General features: G+C 59.0%; 11 protein-coding genes. 1 reads left to right on the top strand and 10 read right to left on the bottom strand.

Annotation, left to right across the window (positions count from 1 at the left end; genetic code table 11):
• Window positions 1–61 precede the first annotated feature (61 nt).
• Window positions 62–775, bottom strand: coding sequence for a hypothetical protein (locus tag DIE06_RS27290; RefSeq protein ID WP_260433780.1), 714 nt, complete (start codon window positions 773–775; stop codon window positions 62–64).
• 177 nt (window positions 776–952) lie between these two features.
• Between DIE06_RS27290 and DIE06_RS27295 the strand changes: the two genes are divergently transcribed.
• Window positions 953–1,555, top strand: coding sequence for a TetR/AcrR family transcriptional regulator (locus tag DIE06_RS27295; protein ID WP_124664045.1), 603 nt, complete (start codon window positions 953–955; stop codon window positions 1,553–1,555).
• Between the two features lie 555 nt (window positions 1,556–2,110).
• On the opposite strand, the gene DIE06_RS27300 is transcribed toward DIE06_RS27295, so the two are convergent.
• The 9 genes from DIE06_RS27300 to DIE06_RS27340 form a co-directional block, all read right to left on the bottom strand.
• Window positions 2,111–2,326 (bottom strand): CBS domain-containing protein, encoded by a 216-nt coding sequence (locus DIE06_RS27300; protein ID WP_260433781.1) that lies wholly within the window; start codon window positions 2,324–2,326, stop codon window positions 2,111–2,113.
• A 467-nt stretch (window positions 2,327–2,793) separates the two neighbouring features.
• Window positions 2,794–3,660 carry a fumarylacetoacetate hydrolase family protein gene (locus tag DIE06_RS27305; RefSeq protein ID WP_124664046.1) on the bottom strand — a complete coding sequence of 289 codons (867 nt, stop codon included), beginning with the start codon at window positions 3,658–3,660 and terminating at the stop codon, window positions 2,794–2,796.
• Between the two features lie 117 nt (window positions 3,661–3,777).
• Window positions 3,778–5,106, bottom strand: coding sequence for a glycolate oxidase subunit GlcF (gene glcF, locus DIE06_RS27310; RefSeq protein ID WP_124664047.1), 1,329 nt, complete (start codon window positions 5,104–5,106; stop codon window positions 3,778–3,780).
• Window position 5,107: 1 nt separating this feature from the next.
• On the bottom strand, window positions 5,108–6,325 hold the full coding sequence (locus DIE06_RS27315) for an FAD-binding protein (RefSeq protein WP_185733489.1): 1,218 nt from the start codon (window positions 6,323–6,325) through the stop codon (window positions 5,108–5,110).
• Between the two features lie 9 nt (window positions 6,326–6,334).
• Window positions 6,335–7,822, bottom strand: coding sequence for an FAD-linked oxidase C-terminal domain-containing protein (locus DIE06_RS27320; RefSeq protein ID WP_260433788.1), 1,488 nt, complete (start codon window positions 7,820–7,822; stop codon window positions 6,335–6,337).
• Between the two features lie 362 nt (window positions 7,823–8,184).
• The gene (locus DIE06_RS27325) at window positions 8,185–9,483 is read right to left on the bottom strand and encodes a c-type cytochrome (RefSeq protein WP_260433782.1); all 1,299 of its coding nucleotides are present in this window, start codon (window positions 9,481–9,483) and stop codon (window positions 8,185–8,187) included.
• Window positions 9,480–11,783, bottom strand: coding sequence for a xanthine dehydrogenase family protein molybdopterin-binding subunit (locus DIE06_RS27330; RefSeq protein WP_260433783.1), 2,304 nt, complete (start codon window positions 11,781–11,783; stop codon window positions 9,480–9,482). The genes DIE06_RS27325 and DIE06_RS27330 overlap by 4 nt, the downstream gene beginning before the upstream one ends.
• A complete protein-coding gene (locus tag DIE06_RS27335; protein WP_124664050.1) occupies window positions 11,735–12,229 on the bottom strand; it encodes a (2Fe-2S)-binding protein in 495 nt (164 codons plus the stop codon). The genes DIE06_RS27330 and DIE06_RS27335 overlap by 49 nt, the downstream gene beginning before the upstream one ends.
• Before the next feature lie 368 nt (window positions 12,230–12,597).
• On the bottom strand, window positions 12,598–13,575 hold the full coding sequence (locus tag DIE06_RS27340) for a zinc-binding alcohol dehydrogenase family protein (protein ID WP_124664051.1): 978 nt from the start codon (window positions 13,573–13,575) through the stop codon (window positions 12,598–12,600).
• Window positions 13,576–13,693: the final 118 nt, after the last annotated feature.

Raw genomic sequence — 13,693 nt, forward strand, 5'->3', positions numbered from 1 at the left:
TCGCAAATTTGATCGCACATCCGCCGCCATCGGTTCACGGTATCGCGAACCGATGGCGCGGTCATGTATTCACGGAAAGCGCCAACGGCATCAAGTCGCGTGCCTGCGTCCGCGAGAGGGCGTACAGCTCGAACCAGTTGCACCACTCGACCATCAGGTGGTCCGAGTGGCCGTGAATGAGCTCCTCCGGCGCGGTCGATGGCCAGAAGATCTCCAGCCGCGCATCGAACCCCGGAAGCGTGTCCCTGAATTGGTGCAGCAAGTAACCGACAGTCACACCATCGGGCGTCTCGACACGCCCCATCATCCGATGCGGCATATCGGGTGCCAGTTCGATCGGGATACCGCTCCAGTCATCCAGATGGCGGAGCTTAAGGAGGGCCGGCGACTTTGTATGGCCGGGTACTTCCAGAATGCCGACACGCCCGTCCGAAAGCGGTAGCGCACCGAGATGCTCAGGGTGAGCACGAAGCATTGCCGGGCTGTTCGGCCCGCCGTATCCCTCCCAGAACCAGGCCACGAACTCCGCGCTGGTGCCCACCGCTACGTGCGCTTCGGCAACGGACGAACTGAAGCGACCATTCGCACGCAGCGACCAATCCTTCTCGTTCGATTCGTGCTCCGCGATCTCCTTCGCGAACAGGCTGACCATGCCGTCTGCCCCCAGTTTCTCCATGAGCAAGGCCATCATGTAGCGCGCCCTTTTTACCTCCATTCTGAGGATGTCCTCGCAGGCCACTTCAGTACCTGACTTGAAAAACGTCACTGCTTTCACTTGAACCTCCGTCGCGCTGGTGAACGAGTCGCCATGTTTCCCGACTCGCGCCACTAACGCAAGTAAACTTGCGTTAGTGTTTACCGCATGCCTGTCGGTCACCGCCCACCGTTGTGCTCGTGACCGGACCGCCACGGCGACGCCGGCGGTCAACGAAACGGTGTGTAAAATCCGCTCATGCCAAAGTCTGCCGAACAAGAATCGCCATCGCCCCGTCGCCGCCTGGGCGGCCGCAGCGCACGTGTCCGTGAAGCCGTGATCTCCGCAACGATTGCCCAATTACAGGCAGCGGGTTTCGAGGGGCTCAACATCGGCGCCATCGCCGCGCTCGCGGGCGTGCATGAGAGTTCGATCTATCGCCGCTGGAAGAGCAAGGAAGGGCTGATGATGGAGGCCGTCTTCGAGCTTTTTGCCGAGCACATCGCGATACCGGATCGGGGTTCGCTGCATGCGGATCTCGTCGCGCTGCTGTCGGCAACCGCGCGCTACTTGCGAACCGGCGTGGGCAGGTCTGCCATTCAGTTCGTGCTGGCGACGTACAACGATGCGACCGTGGCGGGCGAATTGCGCAGGTTGTGGGCGAACCGCTTTTCGGCGGTTCAGCAGGTTTTCGACCGCGCCGCAAAATTGGGCGAGTGGCCGCAGGGGGCGGATCCGATGCCCCTGCTTCATTGCCTGATCGGTGCCGTTTACCTACGCACACTGATCCTGCACGAGCGCGTCACGACCGATCAGATTCGAGAACTGACGCGTTGGATGCTTCGCGAACGAGACGCATGAGCATCGGGCAATCTAAAAGATCAGACCATCAGGGCCGGGCAAGCGCTCGACGAGAAATCCAGTTTGATCGAGCGGGAATTTGCTGGCGCGCGACCAACGTCACACCGTGGTTGACGTAGCGATCCGTATTCACGAGGCAAGCGTCGCGAAACTCATCGTGCCTCACATGCGTGCATGCCACCAGCGGACAAATGCGTAGCATCGCCGGCATGACAGCCATAGGCCACTGCAAAGTTGTCACAGTTTGCGAAGCGAATGTGTTACCTCACCGCGAGGCTGCTGCAGCGCCCGGTGGCCGCAGTCACGCGCAGTGCGACAGCCGAGTTTGAGCAGCCGATCGTGCGATGGTGATAAGGTTCCCTATCATCCGCACCGTTCTCTCCGATTTGTGCGCGTGTTTGGGATACCTTCTCGTCGCTACATTTAACGACTGAAACGGTCTCGACGCGTCCCAACTAGAGATTTGAGCGGCTGGTCCAGTGGATCAGTCTGCCGATAGCGAAGTCTGGTATCGCCTTTCAAGCGGAGGGGTCGCTCTGATTCTTGTAGTACTTGTCAATTGGGCGACGGCCACCCGAAGGGAGCAGGCACATCATGAGCGGTGAAGTCAGGACGGATACCTTCTCTCACGATGCAAATCAGCCTGCCATCTGCATCTACCACCGGAACCGCGCTAATTGAGTGCTCGGCGAGCAGTTTGGCTGCTTCCTGCACGCCCATCTCCGGAGTAGCGAAAATGACCGAGGTTGTCATCACGTCACGCGCCCACATGAGATTTCTCCCGCAATGCGTTGGACACTAACAGGCACGCCTTCGACAATACCGTCAAAGATACCGAAGAATCCTGCCGGCTGTTGCCGGCACTGGAGAGGCCGCACCGGAAAATCAAGGCTTGTTTTCGTTGAAGATCCACGAAGACCGCACATCTCGATAACGGCCATTGTAGAGATACCGTCATCGATACCGTCGGGTCACACACGGGATCGCGAAGATTGCTACATGCGCTCCCAATGACAGCGTTAATTCCGACGCTTCAGGGGCAGCGGGGCTGAATCCGGCGGCCGGGCGATACAGGTGCCAGAGACGCCCTTCGAAGAACTTGGGTGAACGCGCCACGTAGAAAACCAGCAGACGCCACTTCCAGAGCGCTGGCATCGCCGCTCACACGCAGTCGGAATCCGATCATGCGTATGATGCGGCGACAGTCAATCTACACAGGGCATGCCCGACATGTTCGATCAGTTGTGGGTGACGGCAGCCGATGCAACCGGGTTGCGCAACACGCCAAGCCGTTCAATTGCGACTTCGCATACGTCACCAGATTTCATCCAGAGCTGAGGATCGCGCGCCATCCCGATCCCGGCCGGCGTCCCGGTGACGATCACATCGCCGGGTTGCAGCGTCATCACGTCGCTCAACAATGCGACCAGCGTCGCAACATCAAATATCATGTCGGACGTCGACGCGTCCTGGACGACTTCCCCGTTCAGGCGTGTCTGGATCCGTAATCCTTCACAGCCTGCCGGCAATTCATCCGCAGTGACGAACCACGGCCCGAATGCCCCTGTTCCATCGAAGTTCTTGCCCATCGTCCACTGCGGCGTACGGAACTGATAGTCACGCAGCGTCGCATCGTTGAAGATTGAATAGCCAGCTACGTGATCGAGTGCCCGCTCACGCGAGATTCCGCGGCCGCCCTTCCCGATCACTGCTGCAAGCTCGCCCTCGTAATCGAGTTGAGTGGATTGCGTCGGCAGCGTTATTGGTTCGCCGTGTCCAATCAGGCTCGACGTAAACCGGGCGAATACAGTCGGATATGTCTGCTTCGCAAAACCTGTTTCGTTCGAGTGGTCAAGGTAGTTCAGCCCCACGCACAAGATCTTGTTTGGATGCGTGAATGGCGGCAGCAGACGCACCGAGTCGAGATCGATTCGCGCTCCGCGCGCGAGGCGATCAGCTGCCTCGACAAGATCGGCACCCTGCGCCAGCATCGTGTCCAGATCCCTGGGAGCGTCCGAATCCTCGGCTGATGGGCCGAACCATTCCCCATTTCGTTCGACGGCCAAACCACGAAAACCGTTCTTTTCATACGCAGCAAATCGCATAGCATGCTCCTTATTCGACATCTGAGAAGATGTCGGTTACATGGTCAAAATCCTCTCTAGGCATATCACCAGCGCAGCCGACGGTGTGCCCCCCATCCCCGGCATGCCGAGACATCATTATTCGGCGTGGTACGAGCCGCGCGTCTTGATGATGTCTTGCAATGCTCCGGGCAACGGCCCACCAGTGGCCCAGTCGAGCAACTGCACTGTATGCACGAACGGCACGCTGACCGCGTCAGCAAGCTGGGTCATGCAACCGATGTTGCCGCTCGCTGCAATTGTGGCGCCTGTTGCACTGATCGCCGCGACCTTGCGCCGCTTCAACTCGTTCGCGATCTCGGGTTGCAGCAGGTTGTAAACACCGGCCGACCCGCAGCACATGAAGTAGTCCGACGGTTGGACGACGTCGAACCCCGCGGCATTCAGCAAGTCGATCGGCTGATGCACTATCCGCTGACCGTGTTGCATCGAGCACGCCGCGTGATAGACAACTCGAAACCCAGGCACGATAACTGGCGTCCGAAGTCCGACCTGCGTCATGAACTCCGAAATGTCCCTGGCAAGTGCGCTGATGCGCGCCGCCTTATCCTTCCACGCAGGATCAAGCCGCAATGCATGACCGTAAGCCTTGAGCGACGTACCGCATCCAGACGTGTTGACGATGATGGCGTCGAGCCCCTCCGGCCCGTCGACCTCATGCAACCATGCATCGATATTCGACTTTGCCAGCTGCAGTGCCTGCACTTCATGCCCCATGTGCTCGGCCGGTGCCCCACAGCACCCGGCACCTCGCGCGATAACGACTTCGACACCGTGCCGCTGCAACAGCCTGATCGTCGCTTCGTTGATGGCAGGATCCAGTACAGTTTGCACACAACCATTCAGCAAACTCACGCGCGCACGCCGCGGCCCTTGCGCGGGAAACACCTGTGGTCGGTCGACTGGGCTTGCCTTCGGGAGGGGCTTGCGAGGAGTCATCTCCAGCATCGCGCGCGGCGTGCCGCCGAACACCGACCTCAGCGGCCAGAACAGCCGACCGACAGCCAGTGCGGCACGAAACATTCCGCGCCTGGGAATCAGTCCGGCCAGTGCGCGGCGGATCGCGCGATGCACGAGCGGCCGACGATAATGGCTCTCAACGTACTCGCGGCCATGTGCGATCAACTTCGAATACTGTACGTCGGACGGACAGATTGCCTCGCACGCGAGACAAGTCAGGCAGCGATCGAGGTGCTCGACTGTCTTCGGGTCCGGGGCGCCGCCCGACTCATACATGTTCCTCATCAAGACGATGCGCCCACGCGGGCTGTCGTTCTCGTCGTGGCGAACTTGATAGGTTGGGCAGTGCGAAAGGCAAGTGCCGCAATGTACGCAACTGCGGATGATGTCGTTCGACAGCGCGATATCAGGGTCGATTAGTACGGTGTCGCGAATGCGGGTTCTCATGTCACGCCACTCCCGTATCGAAGGGTACTAGCCGGCCTGGATTAAGCACTCGATTCGGATCGAAGATCCCGCGCACACGTTCACCGAGTGCGCGCAGCGCTGCCGGACGACGATGAAACGCGCCGACCGTGCGCCGCAGCGTCGCAGGCGCTCGCAACAAACAGGCTCGACCGCCTACTGCATCAACAGCGCGCCGGAGCGGCTCCGCTTGGACTGCAACATCTGCCCCGTCGGTTCGCAGGAACACAAGGCTGCCGCCCCAATCGTAGATCGCGTCGCCCCCCATTGATTCGACGATTCCCGCCGCTTGCGTGCCAGGTAGCATGAGGCGCCATATGCATGCGTTAGGGTCGTCAGCGAACACCTGCAGATTGCGCAACGCGCGCCAAAATCCACGACTCGCGTCGGTGCCTATCGATTGAACAGTGAAGGATCGCCCCAGACGCTTCATGAGCTCCTTCGCACGTGCCGCCAACGACACACCGAAACCTTCAAGCCTTAAAGCTGTGGTCTGCGCCTCACGACGTGCGCCGCCGATATGAGCTGCGGCACTAACGTCGAAAGGCAACTGCAGCGCATCAGTCAACAGTTCGATCGCCGTCTCGTCGTCGATCCCGTCGATCAGCAAAGTGATCTCGTCCGACCATGCCGGTTGCAGTTTCAAGGTGACAGTCGTCAGCACAGCCAGCGTTCCGAACGAACCTGCCATCAGCCGAGGCAAATCGTAGCCGGTCACATTCTTGACGGTACGCCCGCCTGCCTTGAAAGCCTCTCCTCGACCGTTCACACCCTCCACGCCAAGCACCGCGTCGCGCACCCCACCCGAAGATACGCGGCGCGGTCCGGAAAGATTACTGGCGACAATACCGCCGATCGTGCTGCGTCCCGCCTGTTCACCAAACAACGCGCCGTAATCCGGGGGCTCGAACGCGAGCTGTTGCCGGTGCGCGGCCAGAGCCTCATGCACCACCTCGATCGGCGTGCCAGCGCGCACTTTGATCACAAGTTCCTCGGGCTCGTAGAAATCGATCCCGGAAACTGAAGACAAATCCAACAGCGCGTCGGCGCTAATCGGTTCGCCGAATCCACGTTTTGTCCCGCCTCCGACGATCTCAAAGGAGCGGCCATGACTATCCGCGTCGGCGACGATGTCGACTAGGTCTTCCGCATCACGCGGGCAGATTCGATCTAGAATTAGGCGATTGTCGGTCGGTACCATTTGCATATCCTAAAAGCGGGGAACATCGGCAAAGCGCACGTTGCCGTCGCGCATACGGGCGCGGCCTAATTCGACGCAACGACAGGCTGTCGGGAACACCTTGCCGGGGTTGAGCAACTCATTCGGATCGAATGCACACTTGAGCCGCTGCTGCTGTGCAATGTCGTTCGGGTCGAACTGGTAATTCAGCAAATCACGCTTCTCGACACCAATGCCATGTTCACCGCTCAGCACACCACCGAGATCGACGCAGGCTCGAAGAATATCCGCGCCGAATGCTTCTGCCTTCTCGAGATCACCGGGAATGGCGGCATCGAACAACACCATCGGATGTAAGTTGCCATCGCCCGCGTGAAAGCAGTTTGCGTACTCGAGCCCATGGCGTTTCGACAATTCCTCAATCCGACTCAATATCTCCGCAAGGCGGCGGCGGGGAATCGTCCCGTCCGTCACGTAGACGTCCCGCGCGATCTTTCCCATCGCACCGAATGCGAGCTTGCGGGCACGCCACAGACGTTCGCGTTCAGCTTCTGTCCGGCTGACCTTCAGGTCGACAGCACCAGCGTTGCGGGCGATGCGCTCGACCTCCTCGACCAGCGCATCCACCTCGCTTTCGGTACCATCAAGTTCGCACAGCAACAACGCCTCGACACCGGAGGACGGCATTTCACCGAGCAATGACGCCACCGCTCCGATCACCCTGCGGTCGACGAATTCGAGTCCGGCCGGCACGATGCCGCTCCCAATGATGTCACCGACACAACGGCTCGCGTGGGCGACATCGGCGAAACCCAGTGACACGACGCGCGCTAGCGGCGGTTCGGGAGTCAACCGCACCGCAATTTCAGTAACGACGGCCAGCAGACCTTCGGAGCCGATCAATGCGCCGCACAGGTCGAACTCGCCGTCCGCGCCGCCAACAAACGCACCGCCCAGCCTGAGCACTTCGCCCGTCATCAACACGATTTCCATTCCGGTAACGTGATTCGACGTGACACCATATTTCAGGCAATGCACCCCTCCTGAGTTCTCGGCGACGTTTCCGCCGATCGTCGAAATCGCCTGGCTGGACGGATCCGGCATGTAGCAGAGGCCAAGCGAACGAACTGCCTCGGTCACCCGGATGTTCTGCACACCAGGTTGAACACGCGCGACACGATTTGCGGCATCGATATCGACGATACGGTTCATGCGTGCGGTGCCGAGCAAGATACCGTCCTCAAGTGGCAGCGCGCCGCCAGACAGCGACGTACCCGATCCTCGAGGCACGACCTTGATGCGCGCGGCGTGGCAGTACGCGAGTATTCGGCTAATCTGCTCCGTCGTGTCGGGGAGAACTACGAGTAACGGCAATGCCGTGTAAGCGGTCAGACCATCGCATTCGTACGGGCGTCGCTCCACCTCGCTGTCTAGCACCCATTCTTCTCCAACGATCTCTCGCAAGTCTTCCGCGATCGTGGCGCGGCGCTCGATAACGGACGAATCGACAACAGGCATTTTCACGTCGGAAGCTCCTTCGGCGACTGGTTGTCCAGACATGCGGGGCACGACCGACTTCGGGCGCACCATCCATTAATAACTTACATGCCAATTAGACGGCGCAGCCCAATCGCAAGAAATTTAATCATTATTAATTAATTGATTAATTTTACGATTAAGAATTTTTCAATGTTTCTATTTCAATCGAACGAAAATCCTGACCAATCTTTCAAGTGAGAGATCTTCTTTAACAACGAAGAATTTTCTATATGAATCGAGAACCCTTCAACCAGCGAACATCATCTAAACGACGAAAAATATTCGACTACAGAGCAGGCAGATATTGCTTGTTCAGAACTGATGCAGATCAATACTCTGCTTTATTTTCGGAATGCAGCCACTCGATCTGGTGTAACTTGCCCTCTCTTTCCGCTGAATTGAACGATGGTGTAGTTTGCAACTGCCGAAATCTCGACATCACTGTATGCGGCACCGAACGCAGGCATTGACGTGGAAGGAGCGTCCTCGCGGCTGTGCGACCCATCGAGCAGCAAGCCTATGAGGTTGTCACCGGCCGGGTCGCTAAGGGCATGGGCCCCGGCTAGACCGGCACGCTTCGTTTGCTGCCCGTCTCCATCGTAACCGTGGCAACTCACGCAGGCAGCTTCGAATACGCGCTTGCCGACACCATCACCACCCTGTACGGTTGCCCATCGCCCCGATCGCGCAAGCACTGACGATGCCACGGAAACGGCGGCCGCCGGATCGCTACGCCGTGGTGGGACGGTCCGCAAGTATGTCACCATATCCTCAATGTCGCGTCGTGGTAGTCGGCCAAGACTCATCTCGACTGCCTCTCGCATACTACCCGACGCCGCGCCATGGCCGATCGCATATCCTCTCGACAAGTACTCGACAAGATCCGAATCGCTCCATCTACCAATTCCAGTGTCCGGATCGGAAGTAATGTTCCAAGCTTTCCAACCATCAACAACACCACCGGATAACATTTCCGTGGTCTTCGTGGCGAACAACATATTTCTCGGCGAATGGCATTCCCCGCAATGGGCAAGACCATTGACGAGATAGTTTCCGCGGTTCCAGGAGATGCTACGTGTCGGATCAGGAATGAATGCCTTGTTATCGAAGAAGAGTACCTTCCAGGCCCGCATCAATCGACGCTGATCAAAAGGGAAGGCGAGGTCATTCGAAGGTGCCGACGCATGAACCGGCTCCAGCGTTGCGAGAAACGCTCGGATCGCCAATGCGTCATCGTTGGAGAGCTTTGAATACGATGTATATGGAAACGCAGGATAGAGATCTTCGCCATGCCGCCCCACTCCTTCACGCAAGGCTCGTACGAACTCCGCGTCACTCCACGCACCGATGCCGTAGTCTCTGTCTGGCGTTATATTGGGCGCGTATATTTTGCCGAAAGGGAGTTTGAAGCTCGCCCCGCCCGCGAAGGGCCGACCGTTCGGTACCGTGTGACATGCAGCGCAGTCAGCGGCGGTCGCAAGATAGCGACCTCGCGCTATCAACACATCACCTCGCGGCAACGCCATACTAGTCGAGACCGGCTCAAGGCGATGCGGCCAGAAAAACACCGACGCCAGGCCGGCTAACGCTGCACTTCCCACGGCGATGGCGACTACCCATTTCTTTTGACGGAGCATCATGCGCGTCTCCCGTCGAACGCCGAGATCGACGGCGCACGTCGACTTTCCCCTTTGATCGCCAACGCCAGCCTGTTGATAGGCAGACTGCGCTGACGCACTCCGGTTGCAGCGAAGATCGCATTCGCTAGCGCCGGGGCTGCCGAGACCGTTCCAACTTCACCGAGTCCGCCAGGCGATTCCTCGCTCGGCATGACGATTACCTCGAATGGAGGCACTTCGTTCATGCGGATCTGTCGATAGTCATGGAAGTTACTCTGCTGGACCACACCTTTTTCTATCGTGATCTCGTTATAGAGTGCAGCCGAGAGCCCGAACAGTACGCCACCCTGGACTTGCGCCACCACGCTGTCAGGATTGACAGCGATGCCACAGTCGACGACCGCGGTAGCTCGCCGCAACCGAATATCGCCTTGTGGATCGACCTCGATTTCCACCACGAGTGCAGCGTGCGTGCCGAAACTGTCATGCAGTGAGACACCTCGGCCGCAGCGTGATGGTAGCGGGTCTCCCCACCCCGCAGCCTTTTCCGCTCGATCGAGCACGGCTAGCGAGCGGGGGTTTTGGCGCAGGAGCGCACGGCGGTATTCGATCGGATCGCGTTTTGCGGCATGCGCGAGCTCGTCTAGAAAGGATTCGACAACAAATACGTTATGAGTCTCCCCGACTCCGCGCCACCAATTCAGTGCGACAGGCCCATCCTGCCTCACCCAATCGGAGCGCATCGCAGCAATTTCATAAGGCAGGTCTGCCGCACCGGCCACGGCATCATGATCGAGTTGGCCCTGTGGCCAGGGCTTGCGATCGTAGTACGAACGGACGGTCGAGCATCTCGTGCGGTGTATCCACGCCGCCGGCATACCGTCGGCTCCGAGCGCCGCCGAAATGGTGTCGTGATACGCAGGACGGAAGCGATCGTGCTGGATATCCTGTTCACGTGTCCAGATCACCTTGAGCGGGTAGCTGACCTGGCGCGCAAAGCGCACGGCTTGCTCGATCGTATCGACAGCCAGTCGGCGACCAAATCCGCCGCCAATCAGGTGATTGCGAACAACGACCCGCTCCATCGATAGACCGGTGATCTGTGCAGCAACGATACGTACTGTCTGCGGCACCTGCGTGCCGACCCAGATATCGCACCCGTCTGACCGCACGTGAACCGTCGTGTTGATCGGCTCGAGTGCTGCATGTGCCAAGTATGGCAGCGTATAAACGGATTCGATCCGGTGATCGCCAGCCTCATCCAACTTGCGTTCCGGCTCACCGACCTGCTTGCCGAGTATAGGTGTACCTCGCGCGTCTCGTAGTTGATTCGCGAGTGCGGCCGAGGTCAGCGCGGCATTGGGTCCTACTTCCCACTCGACCTGCAATTGCGCCAGTGCACGACGCGCAATCCAATAGTTTTCACCGACCACAGCTACGGCATCGTCAATTCGCAACACGTCAACCACGCCTGGCATTGCCCGAACGGCCCGGTCGTCGACACGGTGGACCTTGCCGCCGATGGTCGGACTCATCACCAGTGCGGCTACACGCATTCCTGCGACATGTACATCGATCCCGAACGTAGCGGTCCCGTTAACCTTGGCCGGCGTATCGACCCGCTTGGTTGATTTGCCGATGAGTCGGAAACGTGAAGGTGGCTTCAACGCGACACGCGTCGGCATTGGCTGCCGGCGTGCGGCCGACGCGACTGCTCCAAAAGACAGCGTTCGCCCGGTCGGATCGTGGGTGATGATCGCGCGCGATACGGAACATTCCGTTGCAGGAACATGCCACCGCTCGGCCGCGGCCCCTACCAACATTGTGCGCGCGGCCGCACCGGCACTTCTTAGCGGACCGAAATAAGCCCGAACCGATGTAGAGCCCCCCGTGGCCTGTGCTTTCAGGAGCGACTGAGTATAGGCATGAGCATCGGCGGGCGCCATCACGACCTCGACCTGGTCGAGTTCCACCTCGAGTTCCTCGGCCAGCATCATCGCCTCGCCGGTAGCGATACCCTGCCCCATTTCGACGCTCGGTACCACAAGCACGATTCGCCCGTCGACACCGATGCGAATGAAACCATTTGGGACAAAACCATCAAAACCCGTACCCGCCGCGTCGAGGGCACCGACAGCAGCAAGATCCGGTTCTCTCATAAACGCACGCGCCGGCGCTGCAAGGGAAAAACCAACCAGCAACGCGCCTGCCGTCAAGAACCGACGGCGTGCGATGTCAGGTAAGGTAGCTTCGTCAACGGGCCCATACGTTTTCATGTTGCCACCTTGATTGCCGCACGAATGCGCGGGTACGTACAGCATCGGCACAGATTTCCTGACATCGCTGCGTCGATGGCCGAATCGTCGGGATGGGGGTCGCGCGTCAGCAGGGCAGCAGCCGACATGATCTGCCCGGACTGGCAGTAACCGCACTGGACTACTTCAAGCTTGAGCCAGGCTGCCTGGACCCGCTTGCCGATATCGGTTTTGCCGATTGCTTCGATTGTCGTCACTGGCCCGTTGACGTCAGACACCGGCAGAACGCACGAGCGCACCGGATTTCCGTCCAGGTGTACCGTGCAGGCACCGCACTGTCCGATGCCGCAGCCGAATTTCGTACCGCACAAACCGACGATCTCGCGCAACGCCCACAGGAGCGGCATGTCAGGGGGAACGCGAAGTTCAGTGCGCTGCCCGTTGATGACCAGTGATGTAACCGGCCACGGTGAACTCGTCTGTTGCTCCGGTATTGGCACTTGCTTTCCCATTTGCAGTCGTCCTTGATCAGCGAATTCGATTAATCGCACGCCTTTTTCACCATGTCCTGCGAGTCATCGAGATTGACACTGACAGATTAGGGAATTCCACAACGAGATTCCTGAATCTGCCTGAATCGTTCTTGGAGAATGAAACGAATCAACTGGACGAGGAAGAAGGTCCGGCGATCGGGCATTGATCTTCGAGTACCGTCAGACACATCACCTTCTGACAGTATGCAATTACAAACCGGTCAGTTCGCCGACAGACAGACCGATAGCGCCTCGGTATAACAACCATGCACGTGGCAACCACATGCAGCTCATTTGAAATGCGGATTGGGGATGTACAGTGACAATGCGCGATTCGCGGACAACGCTCAGGGTTTTAGCAGCGTCCGATAAGCCGCACCGGCATATGCAGTCCGATACGCGCGCACTGCGTCATCGAGGTCAAACATGTAGTCGTCGTGGATCGGAAAGGGTCTCAACGCACCGCGCTCAAATGCGGGAAGCAGCTTGTCGAGGATGACCGCACTTTTGCGCGCATCGAGACCGAGCGTGTTGGCTCCAACATAGCTGTGCTGGTCACGATAGAACGTGGAGATATCGAACGGCACCGCCCCCTCGGTCGTTGAAATGAAGATCTGTGCACCACCGACCGCCATCGCCAAATTGGCTTGCTCGAAGTACGGACTGCCGATCGCATTGAATACGATGTCCGCACCGTGTCCATGTGTGACATCACGCACCATCGCATCGAAATCGCTCGAAGACGCATCGATCATACGTACCTTGTTGTTCGCATGACCAAGGTAGGCCGGTGCTGCACGCTCGGCAGCTACCGTGGTGGCGCCCACCATCGTCGCGAGTTGAATCGCTGCTTGTCCGACAATTCCGTTGGCACCGAGGACCAGCACCACATCCCCCTTATTGACCCCACCAGCCCGACGGAAACCCTCGAATGCCGTAACAAACGGCACACCGACTGCCCCGGCTTCGTCCAACGTCAAGTTAGCCGGCTTTTCGCGTACGCTATTGAGCGGAACTGCAAGATAGCGCGCGTGCGTGCCGTCACGCCGGATTCCAAGATCGGCGCCGCTGCCCCACACCGATCTTCCGACAAGCGCCGGAGGCCCATCGATTACTCGACCGGCGTAGTCGCGACCTGGTGTACGCGGCCACACGGCGTGCCGCACGAGGCCAAGCAATGCGTTCACGTCGCTTGGATCAACACCGGCACTTACAATTTCGACGATGCATTCCGAATCATTCGCCTCGGGAAGCGATTGCGTCTCAACTTCCAGGCGCAAGGAATTGACATCGTTGCTTCTCTCAAGGACGCGAACGCGCCTCATTCGTCAGCCTCTCCAAGAAGTTCCAGCTGCCGAAATGACGTTCCCGAGTGCAGCCGTATGCGGTCGGTCACGTACCCGTGGAAAGTCGTTTGCGACGGGTCGAGCATCAGAACCTGCG

It is taken from the genome of Burkholderia sp. Bp8998, assembly GCF_003854235.1.
Classification (GTDB): Bacteria; Pseudomonadota; Gammaproteobacteria; order Burkholderiales; family Burkholderiaceae; genus Burkholderia.

Coding starts and splice junctions, on each gene's coding strand:
- DIE06_RS27340 (WP_124664051.1), bottom strand. CDS start 13,575: ATGAGGCGCGTTCGCGTCCTTGAGAGAAGCAACGATGTCAATTCCTTG.
- DIE06_RS27305 (WP_124664046.1), bottom strand. CDS start 3,660: ATGCGATTTGCTGCGTATGAAAAGAACGGTTTTCGTGGTTTGGCCGTC.
- DIE06_RS27325 (WP_260433782.1), bottom strand. CDS start 9,483: ATGATGCTCCGTCAAAAGAAATGGGTAGTCGCCATCGCCGTGGGAAGT.
- DIE06_RS27315 (WP_185733489.1), bottom strand. CDS start 6,325: ATGGTACCGACCGACAATCGCCTAATTCTAGATCGAATCTGCCCGCGT.
- DIE06_RS27330 (WP_260433783.1), bottom strand. CDS start 11,783: ATGCTGTACGTACCCGCGCATTCGTGCGGCAATCAAGGTGGCAACATG.
- glcF (WP_124664047.1), bottom strand. CDS start 5,106: ATGAGAACCCGCATTCGCGACACCGTACTAATCGACCCTGATATCGCG.
- DIE06_RS27320 (WP_260433788.1), bottom strand. CDS start 7,822: ATGCCTGTTGTCGATTCGTCCGTTATCGAGCGCCGCGCCACGATCGCG.
- DIE06_RS27295 (WP_124664045.1), top strand. CDS start 953: ATGCCAAAGTCTGCCGAACAAGAATCGCCATCGCCCCGTCGCCGCCTG.
- DIE06_RS27300 (WP_260433781.1), bottom strand. CDS start 2,326: ATGTGGGCGCGTGACGTGATGACAACCTCGGTCATTTTCGCTACTCCG.
- DIE06_RS27335 (WP_124664050.1), bottom strand. CDS start 12,229: ATGGGAAAGCAAGTGCCAATACCGGAGCAACAGACGAGTTCACCGTGG.